This is a genomic window from Pseudomonas sp. PDM05 (assembly GCF_014851685.1).
Taxonomy (GTDB): domain Bacteria; phylum Pseudomonadota; class Gammaproteobacteria; order Pseudomonadales; family Pseudomonadaceae; genus Aquipseudomonas.
Genome location: NZ_JACVAC010000006.1, coordinates 72,270 through 96,879 on the forward strand (window position 1 = coordinate 72,270; position 24,610 = coordinate 96,879).

The 24,610-nt window shown below is 56.7% G+C and carries 16 protein-coding genes, 1 other RNA gene and 1 pseudogene; 17 read left to right on the plus strand and 1 reads right to left on the minus strand.

Annotated elements, in window-relative coordinates:
* Nucleotides 1–45: 45 nt before the first annotated feature.
* From IB241_RS13935 to IB241_RS13970, 8 genes are all read left to right on the plus strand, one after another.
* On the plus strand, nt 46–2,856 hold the full coding sequence (locus IB241_RS13935) for an FAD-binding and (Fe-S)-binding domain-containing protein (RefSeq protein ID WP_192298936.1): 2,811 nt from the start codon (nt 46–48) through the stop codon (nt 2,854–2,856).
* A gap of 135 nt (nt 2,857–2,991) precedes the next feature.
* On the plus strand, nt 2,992–3,270 hold the full coding sequence (locus tag IB241_RS13940) for a hypothetical protein (RefSeq protein ID WP_192298937.1): 279 nt from the start codon (nt 2,992–2,994) through the stop codon (nt 3,268–3,270).
* Nucleotides 3,271–3,371: 101 nt separating this feature from the next.
* Nucleotides 3,372–3,768: a transfer-messenger RNA gene (ssrA, locus tag IB241_RS13945) on the plus strand.
* A 187-nt stretch (nt 3,769–3,955) separates the two neighbouring features.
* Complete coding sequence (locus IB241_RS13950) at nt 3,956–5,212, plus strand: integrase domain-containing protein (RefSeq protein WP_192298938.1); 1,257 nt, start codon at nt 3,956–3,958, stop codon at nt 5,210–5,212.
* A gap of 907 nt (nt 5,213–6,119) precedes the next feature.
* Nucleotides 6,120–7,487, plus strand: coding sequence for a YfjI family protein (locus IB241_RS13955; protein ID WP_192298939.1), 1,368 nt, complete (start codon nt 6,120–6,122; stop codon nt 7,485–7,487).
* Entirely contained in the window at nt 7,471–7,830 is a 360-nt protein-coding gene (locus IB241_RS13960; protein ID WP_192298940.1) for a hypothetical protein, read from the plus strand. The genes IB241_RS13955 and IB241_RS13960 overlap by 17 nt, the downstream gene beginning before the upstream one ends.
* The gene (locus IB241_RS13965; protein WP_192298941.1) at nt 7,808–8,788 is read left to right on the plus strand and encodes an integrase domain-containing protein; all 981 of its coding nucleotides are present in this window, start codon (nt 7,808–7,810) and stop codon (nt 8,786–8,788) included. Before IB241_RS13960 ends, IB241_RS13965 begins: the two co-directional genes overlap by 23 nt.
* Complete coding sequence (locus IB241_RS13970; RefSeq protein WP_192298942.1) at nt 8,785–9,057, plus strand: hypothetical protein; 273 nt, start codon at nt 8,785–8,787, stop codon at nt 9,055–9,057. Before IB241_RS13965 ends, IB241_RS13970 begins: the two co-directional genes overlap by 4 nt.
* Nucleotides 9,058–9,163: 106 nt before the next feature.
* Here IB241_RS13970 and IB241_RS13975 read toward each other — a convergent pair whose 3' ends face one another.
* Nucleotides 9,164–10,225: a PDDEXK nuclease domain-containing protein gene (locus IB241_RS13975; RefSeq protein WP_192298943.1), complete on the minus strand. Its 1,062-nt coding sequence runs from the start codon at nt 10,223–10,225 to the stop codon at nt 9,164–9,166.
* Nucleotides 10,226–10,648: 423 nt separating this feature from the next.
* On the opposite strand from IB241_RS13975, the gene hsdR reads away from it, so the two are divergent.
* The 9 genes and pseudogenes from hsdR (at nt 10,649) to IB241_RS14015 (ending at nt 24,603) form a co-directional block, all read left to right on the plus strand.
* Nucleotides 10,649–13,015, plus strand: coding sequence for an EcoAI/FtnUII family type I restriction enzme subunit R (hsdR, locus tag IB241_RS13980; RefSeq protein ID WP_192298944.1), 2,367 nt, complete (start codon nt 10,649–10,651; stop codon nt 13,013–13,015).
* A gap of 89 nt (nt 13,016–13,104) precedes the next feature.
* On the plus strand, nt 13,105–14,574 hold the full coding sequence (locus IB241_RS13985; RefSeq protein ID WP_192298945.1) for a type I restriction-modification system subunit M: 1,470 nt from the start codon (nt 13,105–13,107) through the stop codon (nt 14,572–14,574).
* A complete protein-coding gene (locus tag IB241_RS13990; protein ID WP_192298946.1) occupies nt 14,571–16,889 on the plus strand; it encodes a restriction endonuclease subunit S in 2,319 nt (772 codons plus the stop codon). The genes IB241_RS13985 and IB241_RS13990 overlap by 4 nt, the downstream gene beginning before the upstream one ends.
* A 351-nt stretch (nt 16,890–17,240) precedes the next feature.
* Nucleotides 17,241–17,366: pseudogene (locus IB241_RS27510) on the plus strand (integrase); the annotation flags it as partial.
* Between the two features lie 109 nt (nt 17,367–17,475).
* Nucleotides 17,476–19,170: a DUF262 domain-containing protein gene (locus IB241_RS13995; RefSeq protein ID WP_318652600.1), complete on the plus strand. Its 1,695-nt coding sequence runs from the start codon at nt 17,476–17,478 to the stop codon at nt 19,168–19,170.
* Between the two features lie 120 nt (nt 19,171–19,290).
* A complete protein-coding gene (locus tag IB241_RS14000) occupies nt 19,291–19,830 on the plus strand; it encodes a hypothetical protein (protein WP_192298947.1) in 540 nt (179 codons plus the stop codon).
* 382 nt (nt 19,831–20,212) lie between these two features.
* The gene (locus IB241_RS14005) at nt 20,213–21,175 is read left to right on the plus strand and encodes an ATP-binding protein (protein WP_192298948.1); all 963 of its coding nucleotides are present in this window, start codon (nt 20,213–20,215) and stop codon (nt 21,173–21,175) included.
* A complete protein-coding gene (locus tag IB241_RS14010; RefSeq protein ID WP_192298949.1) occupies nt 21,176–22,408 on the plus strand; it encodes a hypothetical protein in 1,233 nt (410 codons plus the stop codon).
* Nucleotides 22,405–24,603 (plus strand): hypothetical protein, encoded by a 2,199-nt coding sequence (locus IB241_RS14015; RefSeq protein ID WP_318652601.1) that lies wholly within the window; start codon nt 22,405–22,407, stop codon nt 24,601–24,603. Before IB241_RS14010 ends, IB241_RS14015 begins: the two co-directional genes overlap by 4 nt.
* Nucleotides 24,604–24,610: the final 7 nt, after the last annotated feature.

The window sequence follows — 24,610 nt, forward strand, 5'->3', positions numbered from 1 at the left end:
CGACGCCGGACCACGGTTCCGGCGTCAGCTATTTCTGGAGGACCGATGAGCCTGCCTGCTGCTTTTCTGCGCGATGTCGCACAGCTGATCCCACAGGATCGACGCTTCGACGACCCACTTTCCACCCTCGCCTTCGGCACTGACGCCAGCTTTTACCGACTGATCCCACAGCTGGTTATCCGCGTGGAGTCAGAAGACGAAGTCGTCGCACTGCTTCAACTGGCCCAACGCGACCACGTCCCCGTCACTTTCCGCGCAGCCGGCACTAGCCTGTCCGGGCAAGCCATCAGCGACTCCGTGCTGATCGTATTGGGTGACAACTGGAACGGCCGCGAGATTCGCGGGCAAGGCACGCAAATCCGCCTGCAACCTGGCGTCATCGGCGCCCAGGCCAACGCGTGGCTGGCACCATTCGGGCGCAAGATCGGGCCAGACCCGGCATCGATCAACGCCTGCAAAATTGGTGGCATCGTTGCCAACAACGCCAGCGGCATGTGCTGCGGCACGGCGCAAAACACCTATCACACCCTCGCCGGCATCCGCCTGGTACTCGCTGACGGCAGCCGCCTGGATACCGAAGACGCAAGCAGCATCGCGGCCTTTCGTGAACAACACGGCCCACTGCTTGAGCGCCTGGCAACACTGGGGCGCGAGACGCGGGCAAACGCTGAATTGGCGGCTAAGATCCGCCACAAATACCGTCTGAAAAACACCACCGGCCTGTCACTCAACGCCCTGGTGGATTTCGACGAACCGCTGGACATCCTCAGCCACCTGCTGGTGGGCTCCGAGGGCACCCTGGGCTTTATCAGTGCGGTAACCTACGACACAGTGGTCGACCATCCGAACAAAGCCTCGGCGCTGATTGTGTTCCCGGATGTGGAAACCTGCTGCAACGCGGTAACGGTACTGAAAACCCAACCGGTTTCAGCCGTTGAACTGCTGGACCGGCGCAGCATGCGCTCGGTACAGAACAAACCGGGCATGCCTGCTTTCGTACAACACCTATCGGAAAATGCCTGCGCGCTGCTGATCGAATCCCGCGCCGCTTCGCCGTCACTGCTGCACGAGCAATTGGCATTGATCATGGCGTCCCTGGCCGCATTTGCGGTGGAAAAACAGGTCGACTTTACCGAAGACCCCGTGGAGAACGCCCGTCTGTGGGCGATCCGCAAAGACACCTTCCCAGCAGTGGGTGCCGTGCGCAAAACCGGCACTACAGTGATCATCGAAGACGTAACCTTCCCGGTCGAACAGCTGGCCATCGGTGTGAACCGCTTGATCGAACTGTTCGACAAACATCACTACGATGAAGCCATCCTTTTCGGACACGCTCTGGAAGGCAATCTGCACTTTGTATTCACCCAAGGCTTCAACAGTGCGCAGGAAGTCGCACGCTATCAAGCGTTCATGGATGACGTCGCCCAGTTAGTGGCCGTGGAATTCGGCGGTTCGCTGAAAGCCGAGCACGGCACGGGTCGCAACATGGCACCGTTTGTCGAGCTGGAATGGGGCAGCGATGCCTATCAGTTGATGTGGCAACTCAAGCGCCTACTCGACCCCAACGGCATCCTCAACCCGGACGTGGTACTCAGCGAAGACCCGCAGATCCACCTCAAACACCTCAAACCGCTGCCCGCCGCCGACGAGCTTGTGGATAAGTGCATCGAGTGCGGCTTCTGCGAACCGGTGTGCCCGTCCAAAGGGCTGACGCTGAGCCCGCGCCAGCGCATCGTGATCTGGCGCGACATCCAGGCGAAGAAGCGCGCTGGCGTCGACACCACCGAACTGGAAGCGGCCTACCACTACCAAGGCATCGAAACCTGCGCTGCCACCGGCCTGTGCGCCCAGCGCTGCCCTGTAGGAATCAACACTGGCGACCTGGTGAAAAAGCTGCGTAGTCGCGACGCCGACCGTACGAAAACCGCCGAATGGCTCGCTACCCATTTCGCCACCGCACTGCAAGGCGCGCGCTTTACCCTGCACGTGGCCAATGGCGCACGCATGCTGTTGGGCGCCCCGCGCCTGGCGAAACTGTCTGCCACGGTGACCAGGCTGTCCAAGGGGCAAATCCCACAATGGACCAACGCCATGCCGCAGCCGGAAAAGGCTATCCGCTTCAGTCCGCCGGTGACCGACGAGCGGCCACGCGTGGTCTATCTCGCGGCCTGCGTCTCACGCACCATGGGCCCGGCAGCCGGGGATAAAGAGCAGATGTCGCTGTACGACAAAACCCGCAGCCTGCTGGAAAAAGCCGGTTACCAGGTCGTCTTCCCCGACAACCAGGACAGCCTGTGCTGCGGCCAGCCCTTCGCCTCCAAAGGCTACGCCGAACAAGCCGAACACAAACGCCAGGAACTCATTGGCGCCCTGCTCCACGCCAGCCGTGGCGGGCTCGACCCGATCTATTGCGACACCAGCCCATGCACCCTGCGCCTGGTGCAAGACCTCGGCGAAACACGCCTGGACCTTTACGATCCGGTGCGTTTTATCCGCACCCACTTGATGGACCGCCTCGACTTCACGCCGCAAGACGCGCCGATCGCCGTGCATGTCACCTGCAGCACCCAACACCTGGGCGAAAGCCAAGCGCTGATCGACCTGGCCCGACGCTGCTCCAACACGGTGGTCATCCCGGAAGGCATCCATTGCTGCGGCTTTGCCGGCGACAAGGGCTTTACCACGCCGCAACTCAACGCCCACTCACTGCGCTCCCTCAAGGACGCGGTGCAACATTGTAGTGAAGGCATCTCCACCAGCCGCACCTGCGAGATCGGCCTGAGCCAGCATGGCGGTATCGATTACCACGGCCTCGTGTACCTCGTGGATCGTGTCACACAGGCACGCGCCCATTGATCCGACAAAAAAAACAGAACCCCCGCGCACCCGCGTAGTCATCTAGATAGGCCTCGGCGAACGAGGCTCATCAGTGATGTCGCTGGCAGCCGTGAACGCCAGCAGCGTCGAGCCCTATTTGCGAGGAGATACCCTATGAAGCGTTCCGCTCTTGCTGGCTTGTTCATCACCGCTGCGATGCTGGCCTCCCCTGTTTTCGCCGCCGGTGACAAAGACCTCTGCGAGATCAACCTCAACAAAATCAACAACGGCAAAGCGCTGCTGGCCACCGACTCCAGCGGTAAAAGCGGCGAAATCGACACCGCCGTCGCCCAGGCCAAAGCCGCCCACGCTGCCGGCGATGAGAAAAAGTGCATCGAGATCACCACCAAGGCGCTGCAAGACCTGCAAGACCTCGACAAAGGCGGTAAATAATCCCACAGCCGTGAGGCCAACCTTCGGGTTGGCCTTCCCGCGCTGTTTGGCGTACACTGCACAGGCTTGTCACTCACTATGAAACAACGAGTTACAAGCACGGGGCCGTTTAGGATTCGACGCCGGTCGCGAAACTTTAGGTGCATGCCGAGTTGGTAACAGAACTCGTAAATCCACTGTTGCAACTTCTTATAGTTGCCAATGACGAAAACTACGGCCAGGAATTCGCTCTCGCTGCGTAAGCAGCCTTAGCCCTGAGCTTCTGGTACCTTCGGGTCCAGCAATCACCAGGGGATGTCTGTAAACCCAAAGTGATTGTCATATAGAACAGAATCGCCGTGCAGTACGTTGTGGACGAAGCGGCTAAAACTTACACAACTCGCCCAAAGCACCCTGCCCTTCGGGTCGCTGAGGGTTAACTTAATAGAAACGGCTACGCATGTAGTACCGACAGCGGAGTACTGGCGGACGGGGGTTCAAATCCCCCCGGCTCCACCACTTCAACATCTAAAGACGTCCACGGACGTCTTTTTTTGTGCCTGAAATTCAGTGGAATCAAGGGTTTCAGGGCCATTGGCTTCCGTAGACGAATTTTGAGTTCCGCTCGTTTTGGTATTCCAAGTGGTATTCCAAGCTTTCTGGTGCTAATTTTTGGAATACCAAAACGGTGTCAGAGGTAGCTCTCATGCCTGCGCAAGCCCATCGCCTATCCGACCGCCAGCTCAAGACGGTCAAGGCAAAAGATAAAGATTACGTCCTCAGCGATGGTGAGGGCCTCCAGCTCCGCGTCAGGAGCAATGGCTCGATGCTGTGGAACTTCAACTATCGCGACCCCGTAACCAAAAACCGCATCAACATGGGACTGGGCACGTACCCAGAGCTCTCGCTGGCGAACGCCAGGAAGAAGGTGATTGAAGCGCGCGAACTGCTGGCACAGGGCATTGATCCCAAAGTGCAGCGCAAGGCAGATAACGAAGCCAAGCGAGCGCAGACTGAACACACGCTAGAGAATGTGGCCACCGCCTGGTTCGAGTTGAAAAAACACTCCGTGACCCAGGCCTACGCCGAAGACATCTGGCGCTCGCTCACCCTACATGTTTTCCCCAGCTTGAAAACCACGCCGCTCGCGGACATCACCGCACCGATGATCATCAAGCTTCTTCGCCCCATCGAGGCCAAAGGCAGCCTGGAGACGGTGAAGCGACTGTCCCAACGCCTCAACGAAATCATGGCCTACGGCGTCAACTCCGGACTGATCTTTGCGAACCCACTGAGTGGCATCCGAGCGGTATTCAAGAAGCCACAAAAAGCAAACATGCCGGCACTTCCCCCCGAAGAACTGCCCGACCTCATGGTGACGATTGCCAACGCCAGCATCAAACGCATCACCCGCTGCCTAATCGAATGGCAACTGCACACCATGACCCGCCCTGCCGAGGCGGCCGGGACGACTTGGGCAGAAATAGATTTCGAGAAACGCATCTGGACCATCCCAAAGGAGCGCATGAAAAAACGCCGCGCGCACCCCGTCCCGCTGAGCGACCAGGCGCTCGCACTACTAGAAACACTCAAGCCCTACAGCGGCCACCGGGAACATGTGTTTCCGGCAGATAGAAATCCGCGTACGCACGCAAACAGCCAAACCGCGAACATGGCGTTAAAACGTATGGGTTTTCAGGATCGGCTGGTCAGCCACGGCCTGCGATCAATGGCTAGTACCATCCTCAACGAACATGGATGGGACCCGGAGTTGATTGAAGTCGCACTCGCCCATGTCGACAAAGACGAAGTCCGAAGCGCGTACAACCGAGCGGACTACATCGAGCGAAGACGCCCGATGATGACTTGGTGGAGCGACTACATTCAAAAAGCCGCCACCGGCAATTTGTCGGTGACGGCCATTCATGAAAACAAAAACGGGAACGTCATCCCGTTTCGTTAATCAGTTCCTACTGGCGACAGCGGCGACACTGGCGACAACCCACTTATTTAGCGGTCCTGCGCATGGCGACAAAGCGGCGACCGTCGCCACCATCTGCATCGCCCACAAGCTTTTAAGGCCCAGCCCCTGAGGGCAGGAAGGCTTTGCCTTCCTGCCCTCAGGGGCTCACTTTAAAAACCGACGAACGGCCCACTGTCCATTCAAAGCCACCGTCTTCCATACACATCCATCGCCTAAAAACCCCACCCCATACACGGTTGACCACCCTCCGAGCACGCGCTACACCAGAGCCGTAGAGCGCTGTCATCGACAGCATTGCCCAGGTAGCCAGGGATCTTTAAGGCTACGCCCTACAGTGGTGGTCCCAGCCCATGCGCGCTCGCTTCCAATTAGGCGCGCAGTCACGCCCAGCGTGATCGAAGCCAACTTATCCACAGTACGAGTGCGGCAGAACACGCCCGTCTCTTTCATCCGGAAAGAGACGGGCGCTCCGACCACTGCTGCAACCCTTGCCGTACAACGCACTGCGGCTTTTGTCCCAATGACAATCGACGTGACAAACCCATGTCACCCGCAGCAGCGATACAGATGAGGGTGCCGCAGCCCATGGAATGGACTGCACCTGACTGACAGTCAGGCACGCCCCGGTAATCACATCAAGTCTGCCGCTTACCAACTCTGGATCTCGCGGCGCTGGTCTCGTCAGCCAACGCAGCCTCCACCCGCCCACCGGTATCGGTGCTCAGGAGGCCAGATCATGAGATGCCCAAGCTCCCGGCCGTAAGGAGCCGTCCGTCCCACGTAAGTGGACAACCCTCACAGGCTGCAGGGGCCTTGATCCCTGATAACACTCAACAACCGTGGCGGGGAGAGTGAGGGAACACGTTGAAGCACCAGGAGAACAACGATGCAATCGTGCGAAGCGCTCAACCTGCCCCGCCCGCTGCTGGAATACCGGCCCGAGCCATTGGCGTATCCGGTCGAAGCGTTGGGACAGCTATTGGGGCCAGCGGTCGAGCGTGTGGCCGTAGTCATCGGCGTGCCCCGCGCCATGGCCGCGCAATCGGTGTTGGCCACTGCCGCGCTGGTGAGCCAGCCACATGCGAATGTGCATCTGGATGGCCGTACTTATCCGCTATCCCTTTACATGCTGACAGTAGCGTCATCGGGTGATCGCAAAAGCGCAGTAGATCATTTGGCGTTGGCGGCTGCGCGTGAGTGGGAGCAGCGGCAGTGGACGGCGTATGTGGAGCAACTGAAATCCAATCGCGGCGCTATCCGTGGAAAGCACGACGTTCGCGAATTACCCGAACCCGTCCCGCCCAGACTGATCATCGCCGAACCCACCATCGAGGCTTTGATCAAAAGCCTGTGCCAGGGATTGCCGAGCATGGGGCTATTCAACGATGAAGGTGGCCAGTTCCTCGGCAGCAGCACCATGAGCAAAGAGAACCAACTCAGGGCTATTACAACCCTGTCGGCTCTCTGGGATGGCAGCCCGATCGACCGGGCGCGCTCCATGCCCGGGGAAAGCCTGCGCGCCTATGATCGCCGTCTGAGTCTGCATCTGATGCTTCAGCCTTACCTGGCCAACCAGTTACTCACCGACCGGATGATCAATGGCCAGGGCATCCTCGGCCGCTGCTTGATCAGTTGGCCCGAGCGCCTGGTGGGTCGGCGCCTATACAAGGCCGTCGACCTGACGCGAGATGCGAAGGTCCAGCGCTACCAAGCACGCATCACCACTCTGCTGGATAAGCCGTTGACGCTGCATAAGGACGGCTCACTTAATCCCGTCAGGCTGGAACTGACGCCCAGCGCCCGCACTGCCTGGATTGATATTCACGACACCATCGAATGCCAGTCTGGCGAGTTCGGCGAGTTGGCCGGCATTCAATCCGTCGCGGGGAAAGCAGCGGCCAATGTGCTGCGTATCGCCGGGGTACTGGCGGTGATTGAAGACGTGAGTGTGGTCAGCGAAACCCATATTCAGCGCGCCTCAACTCTGATGGATTACTACCTGGCCGAGATCCAGCGCCTGACAGAACAAGAACCCATTAACAAGTTACGCGAGGAGGCTGATCGTCTCCTGCGCTGGCTGACGCAAAAAGGCTGGACCCGATTTACCGTGCGCGACCTCAATCGTAATGGTCCTCGCTTTGCCCGCAAAAGCAGTAATCACACCATTGCGCTGCTGGTCGAACTGATCTCGCACAGCTGGCTGGACTGCCATGATGGAAAGACCTTCGAGGTGCTCCATGTTCCGTCTCAATGATGCCGTGCGCCGTTATCAGGCGCAGCACCAGACACGACCAGCGCTTCGCTGTGTCGCCACGTCTGTCGCGGTACTGTCGCCATGCACCAGGCCAGCAACAACGCGGGTTGTCGCCAGTGTCGCCGCTGTCGCCACGCCCGCCTTAGGTTCCGACGACATCGACCTGTTGATCCAACAATTGCGTGAAGACGGGGCGCTACTGCTGCACCAGCAAAATGCCCTGCTGATTCGCCCCACACATTGGCAACAGGTGGACAAGATCAGCCCCCACTGGAAAGCCGTGCTGCGCTTTCTGCAAGACACAGAAAACGGTGAAGCCGATGGCACTGGTCGGCCGGCGTGATGGTCGCAACTTCGGCTATGGCCGGCAACTCAGCTATGCCGGCCCACAAGCGCTGAAGGATATGTTTGCCGGGGGCCACTTCGCCACGGTCAAAGCCCACAGCGATCGCTGGAAGGATTTCGTGAAGTGGTGCCGGTCTACGGATGGCCCAGGTTACAACGATGCTCGCCAGATAGATCGCAGTACCTTGCACTGCTACGCCGCGTACCTGCGCCAGCAAATCCAGCAAGGTGAACTCTGCATCGCCACCGCACAGAACCGTCTGAGCAGCGTCAACCGCACCCTCGCCGCGCTACGCGGTGATCAGTACGTGAAAATCGCCAGCCCGAGCAAGGCACTCGGCATGCAGCGATCAAGCATCCGCATACGGCCACCAGACGGCCAAGATCGTCAACAGGTAAAGCGAGTCATTGAAGCGCTTCGCGAACAGGGACACCACCGCGTCGCGGCGATTGTCTGCTTGGCCCGCGCAACCGGTATGCGCCTGCGCGAAGCGATCCTGGCTGATCTGCCGCGCCTGCAACGCGAAGTGAAACGATTCGGTCGCATCAATATTCAGGACGGCACCAAAGGTGGCCGGGCCGGGGCTACCGCGCCGCGCTGGGTCGTGGCCAATGATGAAGTGAAGGCGGCATTGCAAATGGCCTGTCACGCCTCACCGGCCGGCAGTCACAACTTGCTGGTCCAAGGTGAAAGCTACGCGAATTTCCTGAAGCAGACGGTGCGGCCCGCTCGCGGATTACTACAGAAGCAGGGGCTGAAGGGGTTTCATGAGTTACGTGCGGCCTATGCCTGCGAGCGTTACGAGCAACTCACCAGAAACGCTGCTCCGGTCAATGGTGGGCATTGCTATCGCACAGACCGCGACCTTGACCGATGGGCACGACAACGAATCAGCGTTGAACTCGGGCACAACCGGGTCGATGTGGTTTCAGCCTATATAGGAGGTCGGACATGACCAAGCCCTTCGATATGACGCTGTTTTTGAGCGGAGCCCTGACCGGTTCAAAAACCACTCAGCAGCGCCACCTACGGCAAGCCCGAGTCATGCAGGCGGCCATTCAGCAGCGGTGGCACCTAGATAACCCCTGGGCCTGGCAGCTCAAGCATGTGCGCTGGTTTCTAGCTCAGCACCTGAAAGATCGCTCTGATGCCACTCGTTATTACTACCGACTCACCGCATACCTAATTATGAAAAGACTAGGCCGGAGCTGGTTTTTGTTTTGAAATCGCACCTGGCGTCTCAGCTAAGCAAAGCCTGCCCTGCCGCTGTGCTATGGACCAAGCTGAATTCGGTACGCGGTGCGCTCCACATCGGAAAGCTCACTTCAAATTAACCTGACTCGCCTCCCGTAGCGGGATCAATGTCGGTCAACTCACGCTCAATCTGCTCAATACTCGGCAGGCTGGACTGCAGGTCGATCGGCAAGGATTCGAGCAGTTTGAACTCAGCAATGCCCATAGGCTGGCTCTTATCACCTAGGGCATATTCAGCCACAACCTTGTTTTTGCTCTTGCACAACAACAGGCCAATGGTGGGATTGTCGTGTTCGTTTTTGACCTGTCGATCCACAGCGGTCATATAAAATCCAAGCTGCCCCAAGTGCTCGGGCTTGAACTTGCCGGCCTTGAGCTCGATCACTACATAACAACGCAGCCTGAGGTGATAGAACAGCAAGTCGATAAAGAACTCGTCGCCTCCCACATCCAGCAGTACCTGTCGTCCAACGAACGCAAAGCCTGCGCCCAATTCCAACAAAAACTCTGTAACGTGCTTGACCAGTGAGCGTTCGATCTGGCGCTCGTGCGCTTCATTGCTCAGACCAAGAAAGTCAAAGCGATACGGATCTTTCAGCGACTCGCGAGCCAGATCGGACTGCGGTTTGGGCAAGCTCACATCGAAATTCGTTACCGCCGTGCCACTGCGCTCCAACAACCGGGTTTCGATGTGGATATTCAATACATTACGTGACCAACCGTGCGTAATCGCACTGTGAGCATAGGCCAGGCGTTGCTGAGTGTCCTTCAGCCGGGTCAGCAGTACCAGATTATGCCCCCACGGCAATTGTCCAACAGCCTGTTGGACAATTGCGGCATCCGGCCACGCGTCGGCAAAGGCGCGCATGTACATGAGGTTCGCGCGCGAAAAACCTTTCATGTCCGGAAAAGCGGCGCGTAAATCATGCGCCAGCCGCTCGATCACCTTGGCGCCCCAGCCTTGCTCAGCCTGCCGGGATAGGATGTCACGGCCAATCTGCCAGTAGAGCAGCACCAGTTCACGGTTTACGGCCAGCGTTGATCGCTGCTGAGCAGCGTGGATACGACTTTTGAGGTCGGCCAGCCAGTCACCATAGCCTTCGGGGGGCGGCGTGAGGCTAACGGGGACGTTGCTCATACCTTCTCCCCTCGTGGCTGTCTTGGCCCTACCTTCGCGGTGTCTGCTGCCATCTCGATCATTTCCAAACGTTCGGTAACGCGTCGATTGATAGACGCTGAAGATTTGCTTGAGTCGATAGACTCTATCCGTCCCTGTCGGGGGCGGAAAGTGGATTATGTAGCCATCCGACAACACTGTCGTCCGCGTAACGCAAACCCAACCCATCTTCAGACCGCGGCAGAGAACGATCTCAGATAAAAGAATCGGGACGACGCAAAACACTCGCGCTGTCATGGCCTCGACTCATCTTGCCTACAGCTCAACCACCAAAATCTGATCTTCCCCCGTGCCACTATCAAACAAGGTACATTTACGCCCATCGAGCACAATCAGCAGTGCCGGAATGGAGCGACCAGGCCGGCTAGAAAGGGAATTGGGGTTATGGACAAAAAGTCGCTTTCCGAGCGCGACATCTGCAGCAAATACATTGCCCCAGCCGTTCAGCAAGCCGGATGGGACATGCACAAGCAGGTGCGCGAGGAAGTCAGCTTTACCAAAGGCCGCATTATCGTCCGAGGCAAACTTCACAGCCGTGGAGAAGCACGCCGCGCAGACTTCATCCTCTACCATCAGGCCAACCTGCCTATCGCTGTGATAGAGGCGAAGGACAACAAGCACTCCGTTGGCTCCGGCATGCAGCAAGCTCTGGGTTATGCAGAGGCGCTGGACGTACCGTTCGTGTTCTCCAGCAATGGCGATGGCTTCCTGTTTCACGACCGCAGCGGAACAGGCGGCCAGGTAGAAACCGAACTTACCCTTGATCAATTCCCCAGCCCTGCCGAACTTTGGCACCGCTACTGCCAGTGGAAGGGGCTGGATACAACGGCCCAGCACAAGATCGAAGCCCCCTACTACGACGACGGCTCCGGGCGCATGCCGCGCTATTACCAGATGAATGCCATCAACCGCACCGTCGAGGCTGTGGCGCGCGGCCAAGACCGTATCCTATTGGTAATGGCTACGGGTACCGGCAAGACATACACAGCCTTCCAAATCATCTGGCGGCTGTGGAAATCGAAACAGAAGAAACGCATCCTGTTTCTGGCTGACCGCAACATCCTGGTCGACCAGACCAAGAACAATGACTTCAAGCCCTTCGGCCAGGCGATGACCAAAATCGCCAAACGCCAGATCGATACCTCCTACGAAATCTACCTGTCGCTCTATCAGGCCGTCACCGGCACTGATGAAGAGATGAACATCTACAAGCAGTTCTCCCGCGACTTCTTCGACCTGATCGTGATCGACGAATGCCACCGTGGCAGCGCCTCCGAGGATTCAGCCTGGCGTGAAATCCTCGATTACTTCTCCAGCACCACCCATGTCGGCCTTACCGCCACACCGAAGGAGACCAAAGAGGTATCCAGCATCACCTACTTCGGTGAACCGATTTACAGTTACACCTTGAAGCAAGGCATCGAAGACGGCTTCCTCGCCCCCTACAAAGTGGTGCGTATCGACTTCGATAAAGACCTGCAAGGCTGGCGGCCACCAAAAGGCATGCTCGATAAGAATGGAGAACTGATCGAAGACCGCATCTACAACCTCAAGGATATGGACCGCACCCTGGTGATCGAGGCGCGCACCCAACTGGTGGCGCAGAAGGTTACCGAACTCCTCAAGGCCACAGATCCGTTTCAGAAAACCATCGTCTTCTGCGACGACATCAACCACGCCGAGCGCATGCGCCAGGCACTGGTCAACCTCAACCCGGAGCGTGTGGCCGAGAATCGCAAGTACGTCATGCGGATCACCGGCGATGACCAGGAAGGTAAGGCCGAACTGGATAACTTCATCAACCCGGAAGAGCGCTACCCGGTGATTGCCACTACCAGCAAACTGATGACCACCGGGGTGGACGCTCAGACCTGCAAGCTGATCGTGCTCGACCAGCACATCAAATCGATGACCGAGTTCAAGCAAATCATCGGTCGCGGCACTCGCATCAACGAGGACTACGGCAAGTACTGGTTCACCATCATGGATTTCAAAAAGGCCACCGAGCTGTTTGCCGACCCGGCCTTCGATGGAGACCCAGTGGTGATCTACGCGCCAGAAGGCGATGACTCCCCCGTACCGCCGGATGACCCGCTTGCCGATGAAGATGGCATAAGCGCAGGCAACGATAACGAGGGTGATGACCTGGATTTTACCGGCGAAGATGAGGGCAAAAAACGCATCAAGTACGTCATCGACAACGTCCCGATTTATGTCATCGCCGAGCGTGTGCAGTATTACGGTCCGGATGGCCGACTGATCACCGAATCGCTGCACGACTACACCCGCACCTGCGTACAAAAGCAGTTCGCTTCCCTGGATGACTTCCTTCGGCGCTGGAGTGATTCCGAGCAAAAGAAAGTCATCATCGAGGAGATGGCCGTCCAGGGTGTAATGTGGGAAGCCTTGGCGGAAGAGGTGGAAAAGAAACAGGGCAAGCCGCTCGATCCGTTCGATCTGATCTGCCACGTCGCCTTTGATCAGCCCGCCCTATCACGCCACGAGCGAGCCGAGCAGGTGAAAAAACGCAACTATTTCGCCAAGTATTCTGGCGCAGCCCGCCAGGTTCTAGAGGCCTTAGTGGATAAGTACGCCGATACTGGCGTCGAACATATCGAGGACATCAAAATCCTGCAGCTCGACCCATTCAGCCAGTTCGGCGCGCCCATGGAGTTGGTCAAAGCCTTTGGCGGCAAGGCTGGCTACAACAAAGCTATCCACGAACTGGAAGACGAGCTTTACGCAAGCTAAGGGCTACGCACCGACGACATGCCAAAGCAGCAGTCCACACTATCCGGTAGAATTTCGCCCCCCCTTGCGGCACGCGTTGAGAGAACTTCATGTCCATTAGCTCCACCATCAAGTCCATCCAGGACATCATGCGCAAAGACGTTGGCGTAGACGGCGACGCCCAGCGTATCGGCCAGTTGGTTTGGCTGCTGTTCCTGAAAATCTTCGATGACCGCGAGCAGGAGTGGGAGCTGATGGACGACAACTACCGCTCGCCCATTCCCGACAGTTGCCGCTGGCGTAACTGGGCCGCCGATCCGGAAGGCATGACCGGCGATGCGCTGAAGGACTTTATCGACAACAACCTGTTCCCCCAGTTACAGAACCTGCACGAGTACAGCAATACGCCATCGGCCTTCGTGGTGCGCAGCGTGTTTGAAGATGCCTACAACTACATGAAATCCGGGCAACTGCTGCGCCAGGTGATCAACAAAATTCAGGAAGGCGTGGACTTCAACAAGGCCCAGGAGCGCCACGAGTTCGGCAATCTCTACGAGCAACTGCTGCGCGACCTGCAGAACGCCGGTAACGCCGGCGAGTTTTACACCCCTCGTCCGGTCACCGAATTTATGGTGCGCATGGTCGATCCGAAGTTGGACGAAAAGGTCATGGACCCGGCCTGCGGCACCGGCGGCTTCCTCACCTGTGCCATCGAACACAAACGCAGCCGCTATGTAAAAACCGCCGAAGACGAACGGACCCTGCAGGCCAGCATCTTCGGTGTGGAGAAAAAGCCGCTACCGCACCTGCTTGCCACTACGAACATGATCCTGCACGGCATCGAAGTGCCGAATCAGATTCGCCACGACAATACCCTGCGTAAACCACTGATCAGCTGGGGACCGAGTGAGCGCGTGCACTGCATCGTCGCCAATCCACCGTTCGGTGGCATGGAAGAAGACGGCATCGAAACCAACTTCCCAGCGGCCTTCCGCACTCGTGAGACGGCAGACCTGTTTTTAGTGTTGATCATGCAGTTGCTGAAAGACGGTGGCCGCGCCGCCGTGGTGCTACCCGATGGCTTTCTGTTTGGCGAAGGCATCAAAAGCCGCATCAAGGAAAAACTGCTGACCGAGTGCAACCTGCACACAATCGTTCGCCTGCCCAACGGCGTGTTCAACCCCTACACCAGCATCAAGACCAACCTGCTGTTCTTCACCAAGGGCACACCGACTAAACAGGTGTGGTTCTACGAACACCAGTACCCGACCGGCGTAAAGAACTACTCCAAGACTCGCCCCATGCGTATCGAAGAATTTGCCGTGGAACAAGACTGGTGGGGCAATGAGGTCGATGGTTTCGCCGCGCGGGTTGAGAACGAATTTGCCTGGAGGGTCGGCATTGAGGAACTGCGGGCGCGCAACTGGAACATAGACTGCAAGAATCCGCATATCGGCGAGCAGATAATCCATAACCCAGACAAGCTGCTGCGTAACTACGCAAGCTTGCAAGGCGAAATTAGCGACCTCCGCGAGCAGCTTAAATCCGTGCTGGCTGAAGCCTTGGAGCGCCAGGTATGACGGCGTTGCTGACCGATAACTTGCTACTGTTGGCCGGTGCACCGAATGGCATCAAAAAGCTGCGTGAGCTGATTCTAGAGCTGGCGGTGCGCGGGAAACTGCTTGCGCAGAACTCAGATGATGAACCTGCCTGTCAGTTGCTTAAGCGTATTGCCAAGGAAAAGGCGCAGCTTGAAGTTTCGGGGAAAATTAGAAAGCAAAAACCACTGTCACAGATTTCTGAAGAAGATCGGCCATTCGAGTTACCGGCAGGATGGGCTTGGATTCGCCTTGCTGACATCGCATTCTCGCAGGCTGGGTTCGCTTTCAAATCTAATGGTTTCAACCAAGCTGGCCTTGGACTGCCTCTGATTAGAATTAGGGATGTAGGACAAGTTTTTTCTGGAACCTATTACGAGGGTGATTACCGGTCAGAGTTTCTGGTTGAACGCGGTGATTACCTAATAAGTATGGATGGAGAATTTCGCGTTGCTGCTTGGGAAGGTGAAGCTTCACTTCTGAATCAACGAGTCAGTCGCTTGGTTTTCTTTGGTAAAGAAATTGCCTGTCGATTCATCGCAGAGTCTTTACAGGCCCGACTGCTAGAACTTCAGGGCGTCAAGGCTTATACGACTGTTGACCACCTTTCAGGCGGACAAATTTCAGAGTCGGTTATTGCGCTGCCGCCGCTCGCCGAACAACACCGCATCGTCGCCAAAGTCGATGAACTGATGGCCCTATGCGACCACCTGGAAGCCCAGCACACCGACGCAGAAAGCGCCCATGCCCAACTGGTACAGGCACTGCTCGACAGCCTGACTCAAGCCAGCGACGCGACCGACTTCTCCACCAGTTGGCAACGCCTTGCCGAACACTTCCACACCCTGTTCACCACTGAACCCAGCATCGACGCCCTCAAGCAAACCATGCTGCAACTGGCTGTTATGGGAAAATTGGTACCCCAAGCCCCCAACGATGAACCGGCCAACGAGTTGCTTAAGCGGATTGCTGAAGAGAAAGCGCGGCTAGTGGCGAAGGGCAAGATCAAAAAACAAAAACCTATCGCCATGCTATCTGAGAAGGAACAAGCATTTGGCATTCCAGCAAGATGGTCTTGGGCACGACTTGGCGATTTAAGCGTCTTGATAACGAGCGGCTCACGCGGTTGGAATGAGTACTACTCGGACTCAGGCTCTACTTTTATCCGTTCGCAAGACATTAAGACTGACAAACTGAAGTTCGATAATCGCGCTTTCGTTCGTCTCCCTAAGTCGGCCGAAGGTATTAGGACAAGAGTTGAGCTGGGCGATCTTTTAATTACCATCACTGGCGCCAACGTAGCTAAGGCAGCAATAGTTGAGGATTCTCTTGATGATGCATATGTGAGCCAGCATGTGGCTTTGATAAGGCTTGCTAATCGATCATTTGGAGTATTCATACATAAATGGCTTACTAATTCGCATGGTGGTAGAGCTTTGCTACTCGAAAATAGCTACGGAGCCAAACCGGGTCTTAATTTGAATAATATTCGAGATCTGCCGGTGCCGGTGCCCCCTATAAGCGAACAACACCGCATCGTCGCAAAAATCGACCAGCTAATGGCCATATGCGACCAACTCAAAACTCGCCTAACCCAGGCCCGTCAGTTGAACGAGCAGTTGGCAAACACCCTAGTCGAACGAGCCCTTGCCGACGATGCCCAGCAGGCTCCCGTTGCCACGGAACAAAAAGCTGCTCGCACCCTGCTCGCTGCCGAAGTCACTCACAGGCTTCACGCCCAGCGCACCTTTGGCCAGCGCAAACTGCAGAAGGTGGTTTACCTAGCCGAGCATGCAGCTAGGCTCGCTACGATTCAAGGCAGTTACTTACGCAACGTGGCTGGCCCCCATGATCGCCAACTGATGAACCAGATCGAGGGTGAGCTGCAAAACCATCAATGGTACGAACGCATCGAGCGAGAGACCGTCGGCCATGCCTACCGCCCGCTTTCGCAGGCGGGACAACATCGCCAGGCGTACACCAGCGCTTGGTCAGCCACTGAGCGAGCCGCCATTGAGCAAATCATTGAGCTGATGCGGGACTGGGATACGGATCGCTGCGAGATGACAGTGACCCTCTACGCCGTCTGGAACGACTTTATTCTCGAAGGCCGCCCGGTTTCCGATGAAGCCATCGTGGACGAAGTCATGCATCGCTGGAACGACACCAAGCTGCGCTTTGGCAATTCCGAATGGTTGGCCGTACTCGCAAAGATGAAGAAGCAAAAAATCTTAATTCCCACCGGTTTTGGCAAACGCACCACAGGTGGCATGCTCAGCTTGCCCGGTTTCGAGTAAAGAAAAGACTTTTAGCCGTGCTCTGAAAGATTCGGGTACAAAGCATGCGGCTTATTCCATCTCCTCGTGGTATTCCAGTTGGTATTCCAAAAAAACTTACGAACTCACATTAGTCAATTAAATCAAATATCTAAGAAACCAATTCAGATTACCCCGGCCCACCAAATAATCATCTAAAGACGTCCACGGACGTCTTTTTTTGTGCCTGAAATCCAGCAAAATCAATGACTCAAGCGACAATTAGCACTGCAGAGGATTTTTGAGCTCCAGCCGTTTGGGTACTCCAAATAATATTCCAAGCCATCCGGTACTATTTTTTGGAATACCAAAACGGTGTCAGAGGTAGCTCTCATGCCTGCTCCAGCCCCCCGCCTCTCCGACCGCCAACTCAAGGCAGCCAAGGCAAAAGACAAGGATTACGTCCTCAGCGGTGGTGACGGCCTTCAGCTCCGGGTCAGGAACAATGGCTCGATGCTGTGAAACTTCAACTGCCGCGAACCGAGCGAAATGTAGTGCTCAAGCATGCAAAAAATCTCGACTCAAGCGATGATGAGGCAAAACGCCACCACTCATAAGGACATACCTCGTGGAAGCCTCGTCAACTATTCGCAGCATGCTGGCCAACAACCGCATCATCGTGCCCGCCTACCAACGCGCCTATGCCTGGGACACGCCAGCCGAAGGTTCGAGCCGCGCCAGCCAGACGCAGGTGTTTCTCTCCGACCTGGAAGCCTACCGCAGCAGTCATTCCCGCAGCGCTTATTACTTCGGCCACTTCCTGTTTGAACAAACGCAGGGAGAGTATCGGGTTATTGACGGCCAGCAGCGCCTGACCACGATCACGCTGTTTCTGGCGGCCTTGTTCGCGTGCCTGCAAGCAAAGCGTGCCCTGACCGAAGATGAGCAGGACTGCTACAAAGATATGATCAAACGGGAAAGTCAGATCCGCTTCAAAACGGTCGACTACGACAACCAGACCTTTGTCGATTATGTGATCAACCAGTCCAGAACGGCCGCCCCTGCTTCGCTGACCACATCCGCCCAACGACTCATCAATGCGTTCGACTTCTTCAAAAAGAAGCTGGGCGCTCAGCCTGAAACCTACTTGACCGACATGCTGCGGATCGTGTCCCAGGCATCGTGCAGTACGCACCCGGTGCGAGACGAGGCTGAAGCCATCCAGATGTTCATCTTCCAGAACAACCGCGGCAAGCGCCCGTCCAACCTGGAGGTGGTGAAGGCGCAATTCATGTATGCCATCCACCTTCATGGCGAAGACCAACAAGCGAAAGACAGCCTGATCGAAGAAATCCAGAATCGCTTCGAGACCATCTACAAGTCGATCTCGGCGATTGAATACCGGATCAATGAAGACGACGTGCTGCAGTACACCTTGCGCGTTCACTTCAATTCCCTATGGGAAAGCGGCGCGCTGGAGCGGATTGACAAGATGCTCGCAGCAGAGGCGCCTCTTGAATTTGTGAAAGATTTCACCAGTTCACTGGCTATCAGTTTCGAGCATTTGTCGGTTTTCTTCGGCGATGACGAGCGAAACAGTTTTCCGATCCACTCACTGGTGACTTTGGGCGGGATCGCGGTTGTATTGCCATTTATTCTCAAGGCCTACCGCTTTGGCCTTCCCCTATCGGACAAGAACCAGCTTTGCGTCGCCTTTGAGAGCCTGATCATCCGCCATCGCTTGATTGGCACCCGTGCGGATATCACTTCCCGCATCAATGATGCTTACGAGGCGTTTACCAGCGACGCGCCGTCGATAGCTCCGGTCCTTGAACTCATCGATTACCTCAAGACTACAAAAAATTGGTGGTGGGCCTATTGGAACAACGAAAAGCTGGCGGAGGCGCTGGAAGTTGAAATCGGTCACCCGACCGCCAAGCACCTGCTATGGAAATATGAAGTGCACCTGAAAGGTCAGGGTCAACGCGGCTACGAGCCGCAGCGCTATAGCGACATCAAGCGTCCAGAGCTGGAACATATCGCTCCTTCCACCGAGCCCACAGCCCGTCCACATGGCTACGGTACCTACGACGAAATCTTCAAAGGCGAATACCTCAACTGCCTCGGTAATTACCTGCTGCTGTCCAAATCCCACAACTGTGCAGTGGGAAACATCCCGTTCGCCGAGAAACTGGCAACCTACCAGCACAACGCCCAACAACGAGAAATAGCGAAGTTTGCCAGCGCTGGTAGCGTTTGGGATCAGGATGCAATCCAAGTTCGTCACGATAAAATCGTCGCCGCGCTGATGGCTGAACTTTAAGTAAATTGCGCTCCGGCCCTGGTCTAAAAAACCGGGGCTGAGGCCGTCTGATGATGCGACGCCTAAAATGTGCAGCGTCATATTTTTGAAAGCCAACATAAAGACATGGAGTTATAAACAATGATTCAGTGGCCAGCACATTCAAAGATAACTTGCCTGGATTCAAACGATAAAATCATTGCCGTATCTGCGCGCAGCAGGCTGGACTTGTCGGACTCTCTGATGCTGAACCGCGACGAGAAAAAGCCATTATCTTGTCAAATTGAAGTTTTAACCAAATCGGCAGACTGGACAACCTGGAATTCAATCAACGTAAAAAGGATTGAAGATCACATTGCCTATGACCTTGAGTTTGATGGTTACAAGGTAACGATCGAGCGTATCAGCAAGCCGAGCAGAACGTTGTGCAGCAAACCTTTCAAGTGGAAACTTGAGATAAGTGCTGACTACGACGACACAGAGCTTGGACTGGATAAAAAACCTATCGGCACTCGATTTAAGGTAGCTCGAAGTGATGCATCCGTTAAAACAATCCAATCAAATATTGAGAAGGTCTTTGGCCTACCTCGTGGATCCGTTTGCTTACTGACTCCTGAAGCCAACAAGGCCAATTTGCGTTCCTCGATAAAAAGCCTCAGGAACAAATGGAAAAATAGCTGATTACTGATATTCGCTACTGCTTCGCGTAGATGTACAAAGACAATACAAGGCAAGCAGAAACAGCAAAGCCCGCACGAGTGCAATTGACTGCTGAGTGACAATGCAAATGGTCACTCAGCGCCACTGAACGTTACAGAAAATGGCGCGTCCCCGCCGTTAAAGCACCAACCAGCCCCATCCAAACACGCTTTTCTTCCCCACCACCTCAAGTACCGTCGCAGCCGGCCGATACAGGCAAGTGGCCATAATTCATTCGCGCCCATCACTTCGACAAATGGAATTCTCGTGTGAACATTCCCCTGCGCGGCACCATTGCCCTGCCCAGCAATTCGCCCTCCAGCTCGGTCATCCGCCCGTTCCATAACTTGAGACAGGGCTGAGCATGTCTTCCAGAGACTACCTGTACAAAAATCTTCGCCCTGAACTCATCGCTCCCGACGCACCCGCACCCGCTGACGCCAGTGCAGCGCAACGCAGCAGCGAACCGCGCTTCACCCTTGAGCGGGACGTGGTGCTCTCGGCCAGTAATCGCCAGCAACTGGATGAGGCTTTAGTCAAGATTCGCTATCACGACGTCATCTATGAAACCTGGGGTTTCGCACAGGTCGACCCAAGCGGCAGAGGCACGTTGCTCAATTTTCATGGTGCCCCAGGGACCGGCAAGACCCTCACCGCCGAAGCATTCGCGGGCAGTATCGGCAAGCGGTTGATCAATGCCAGCATCGCAGACCTGGAAAGCAAGTTCATGGGGGACACCTCCAAGAACATCGTCAGCCTGTTTGCCGCGGCGCGCAACGAGGACGCGGTGCTGTTTCTCGATGAGGCCGATACCCTGCTCGGCCGTCGTCTCTCCTCAGTGACCCAGGGCATCGACAATGAAGTCAACGCGATGCGCTCAACCCTGTTGATCGAGTTGGAGAAACACCCCGGGATTGTGATTTTCGCCAGCAACTTTGCTCGCAATTACGACTCGGCGTTCGTCAGCCGCATCTCTCAGCATATTCATTTCGAGCTTCCAGGTGACGACGAACGTCGGGGGATATGGGCCAAGTTGCTGGTCCAGGGCATCCCGCTGAGCGTGGTGCGCGAAGACCTGATTGAGGCGTTGGTGCAGCCCTCTGCCGGTCTCTCTGGCCGGGAAATCCGCACCTGCCTGCGCCTGGCGTTGCCCAAACCCTTGCTGGAAGGCGGCGGTGGGCGGTTGACGCCTGAGCATGTGCTCGGCGCCATCGAGCAATTGCTCCTGGCGCGCGATGATTTAAAAGTTTCCACACCTGGCGAACAGGCCGGGCGTACCGATATTGCACGCAAATTGTTGGGCGTGAACTCAAGGAGTGATGGGTAAATGGGCTGGTTGAGCAATATCAAAGGTTTTGTCAGCAAAGCGGTTCAGGTGGTCAAGGAGAAGGTCGTGGAGGCAGTCAACTGGCTCGCTGACAAGGCCGAAACCTTCGTTGGAGAGGTCAAGCGTCTATACAAAGCCGCCAAACCCTATATTTCCAATGCCCGTATGGTGCTGAGGACCATCGCCGCGAATGTGCCGATCCCTTGGGTTCAGGGCATCAGCATGGCACTCGACAAGGCACTGGCCGTCTTGGAGCATCTGGATAGCCATCCGCTTGTAGCCAAGGTCGATGCGGCGATCAAATGGGTTATCGCCCGCGCCCGCGACATCAAGCGCCATCTGCTCAACGATCAGGAAGTCAAAGAAGCCGAACAGCGTGCCGCCGACCTCGAAGCCGCGATGGCGCAGGTTGATGAGTCGGGCCGCCAAGCGCTCGAAGGGCTGGCCATGAGCAATCGCTACGAGCTGGTTCGCGCCCGGATCAGCCGGCTGGTCGAGGATGAAGCGTTCGTCAACTTCGAGCACTACTTACGCATTCGAGCCGTGCAGAAACTGCTGCCCCTGTACGAAGAGCAGATGGAGCACGTCAAGGATATTCACAGCGTGCTGGATGAGCCGCTGTTCATCATTCAGATCGCAAGCCAATTGATAGAAGGCCACGCCGAACTCGATGACGATGCCATGGAGCGCCTCGACAACTTGACCACCGCTCGATTCGGCAAGCCGGTGATCCCGTTCGTGTTCGAAGAGATGATCAATGTGTGGGGCTTGGACCTCAAGCAGCATCAAGACACCTGGGAGGAGCTGGGCAAGCGTGTGTCCCGCGACCAGGTGATCGTCAAGCGCCTGAACAATTTGGCGAAGCTCGAACCACTGCCGGTCGAAGAGGCCAAGGTGCTCGCCGACCTCGAAAAGCTGTTGCCTGCCGACGAGGCCCGCCTGGACAAACTTGCCAGCGAAGTCCTCGCCAAGCGCAACTATGTCTATGCCGCCGAGGGCTTTCTGCAATTACTGGAAAATGATGAGCAGCGCCTGATCGACCAAGACCGTGAATACCTTATCGACGACGGGTTTGAGGTGGGTGAACTGCTGATTCGCTGCGCCCAGAACGGCGAGAGGTGGGAGGACCTCGAGCGCGAGGAACAATCGCTGATCATCAGCTTCGCCAACATCTTCGAAGCCGACTGCCGCAAGCGTGCCGAACAATTCACCCAGGTTGAGGTGGCAGCGTGAGTGGCACAGTTCTGGAGTTCCTATCGCCAGCCCTGGGGAACCCGTTGGAGTTGGTATTCTGCACGGTGATCATAGGCGGCATGCTGGTTTCGCTGATCACCGCCGAGGTGTTCGGCCGCGCTCCGGCGTGGGAGCGCAACTGGCAAGGCGGCACGCACAAGGGCGCGCTGGACATCGAGCACGGGTCACTTGGTGAATTGAATCAGGCAGTGGCCACCCTGCCAGAACGCATCGTAGCCAATATGCCGGGGCTGCTGTTGATCGTCGGCTTACTGGGAACTTTCCTGGGCCTGGGCATGGCTTTGGACAAAGCCTCGGGCATTTTGCAGGGCAACGCCGATTCTCTCAACGCAATGAGCGACTCGTTGGGCCAGCTCACGGGCATGATGAAAGACCTGGGTACCAAGTTCAAAACTTCGACCTGGGGGATCATCGCGTTTATCTCGCTGAAACTGTGGGACTCTGCACGCTGGTCCGCAGAAAGCCGCCGGACCGGCTGGTGCGTCGACCGCATGAAGCGCGACATCGATAACCGCCGAGATCAGCACAAGAACGCAACCGAGCTGCGCGACCACCTCACCCGCCAGGCCTTGGCCAACGTCGGTGAGCAACTGGTACAGGCCATTGCCGGTCAGACCCAATTGCTGGGCAATGAACTCAAGCAACTCAAGCTGATCGAGTTGAAGCGCGGACAAACCAGCGATGAACAGTTCGCACGGACCGCCGCCAATCTGGACGGGCAACTGCAGCAGTTGCAACAACTAAGCGGGCCGGACGGCTATCTCGCGGCACTGGCTAGCTACGCAGCCCACCTGCCGCGCCTGGACCTGCTCGAGGGCCAGGGAGAAACCCTGCTAGGCCTCGACGCTGGCCTCGGCCGCCTACAGGCACAACTGGGGCAGTCGAGCCAGCAGCTCGCCGGGTTGGGGAAAACACTCGAACACGGCCACCAGTTGACGGAGCGCCTGCAACAGACCGCGACCTTGCAGTGGGAGCACGCGCGAGATGAAAGTGAACGCCGTGAACGCCAGAGCCAAACCTTGCTGGCGACCCTGACAGAGCAGCATGGCGCGCAACTCGACGCAGACCGCGCGCAGGCTACTCACCTGCATGAGCGGTTTGATCAGTTGGCCACACTGTCGACTACAGGTATCGAAGCGATACAGGCCGTTGGCGCACATACCCAGGCCAGCCAGCAGAGCCTGGAGCTGTTCGTCACAGCCAGTACCAACAACCTCAATACGCTCGAGCAAGCCGGCACGACCATGGGTAAAGCCGCGAAGCAGCTGGCCCAATCTGCAAGTGCCTTGGAAGGCAGCGTATTAACCATGGAGAAGAGTGTCGGTGCGGCCATCGACAAGCTCAACGATGACTTCCATGCCCACCTGCAAACGATGCAGGGCAGTCTCGATGCCAACATCTCACGCCTGAGTGATGTCATGAACGAGTTGCAGACCGGAATGATGGATAACGTCAACCGGATGAGCCAGGACTTCACTCACAACACCACGACGATGTCGGAGAACCTGCGATCGGCTACCGACAATATTTCCGAGGCCGTAGTCCGGCTCTCTGGCGAGGTCAATGAGGTGATGGCGAGCGTGAGCCGCAACATCGAAGGGGCAAACAGGGCTCAGACCAACGCCAGCGCGATGTTCACGACGACCAACGACGAGCTCAACGGCGCCATCAGTCAGATGGAAAAAAACATGCGGACGCTGGGGGAACAGATCACTCAAGGGTTGACTGACATCTCTGAGAGTAATAGGAACATGCGAGCCACGGGCAAGAAGCTCGAACAGTTGAAAGAACTGCCCGATAGCTTTGACAAGCTGCATGGGCATTTCCAGGAACTGCTCACCCAAGGCACGCAAACCTTGCTAGTGCTCGAAAAACTGCCAGGTGAGTTGCGCAGCGACCCGCACCAGCGCGGCCAACTGCTCAGCGAGGCGGTGAAAAACCTGGCGCAGCTGTCCTCCCAACTCAAGACACTGACAACCAGCACGCAGCAAGGCACACAGCAGGTCGCCAACCTGCCCCAGGCGCTGGCGGAAACGGTCGGGCAGCAGTTCTCCAATCACCTGCAACCCTTGCAGCAAGCGGCGGGTTCTACGGTTGCCCTGCTCCAGCAGATGGCCGATCAAACCCGGCAGCCTGCGGCACGCAAACCTTCCGACGAGCCTCTGACAGCGTGAGACGGTC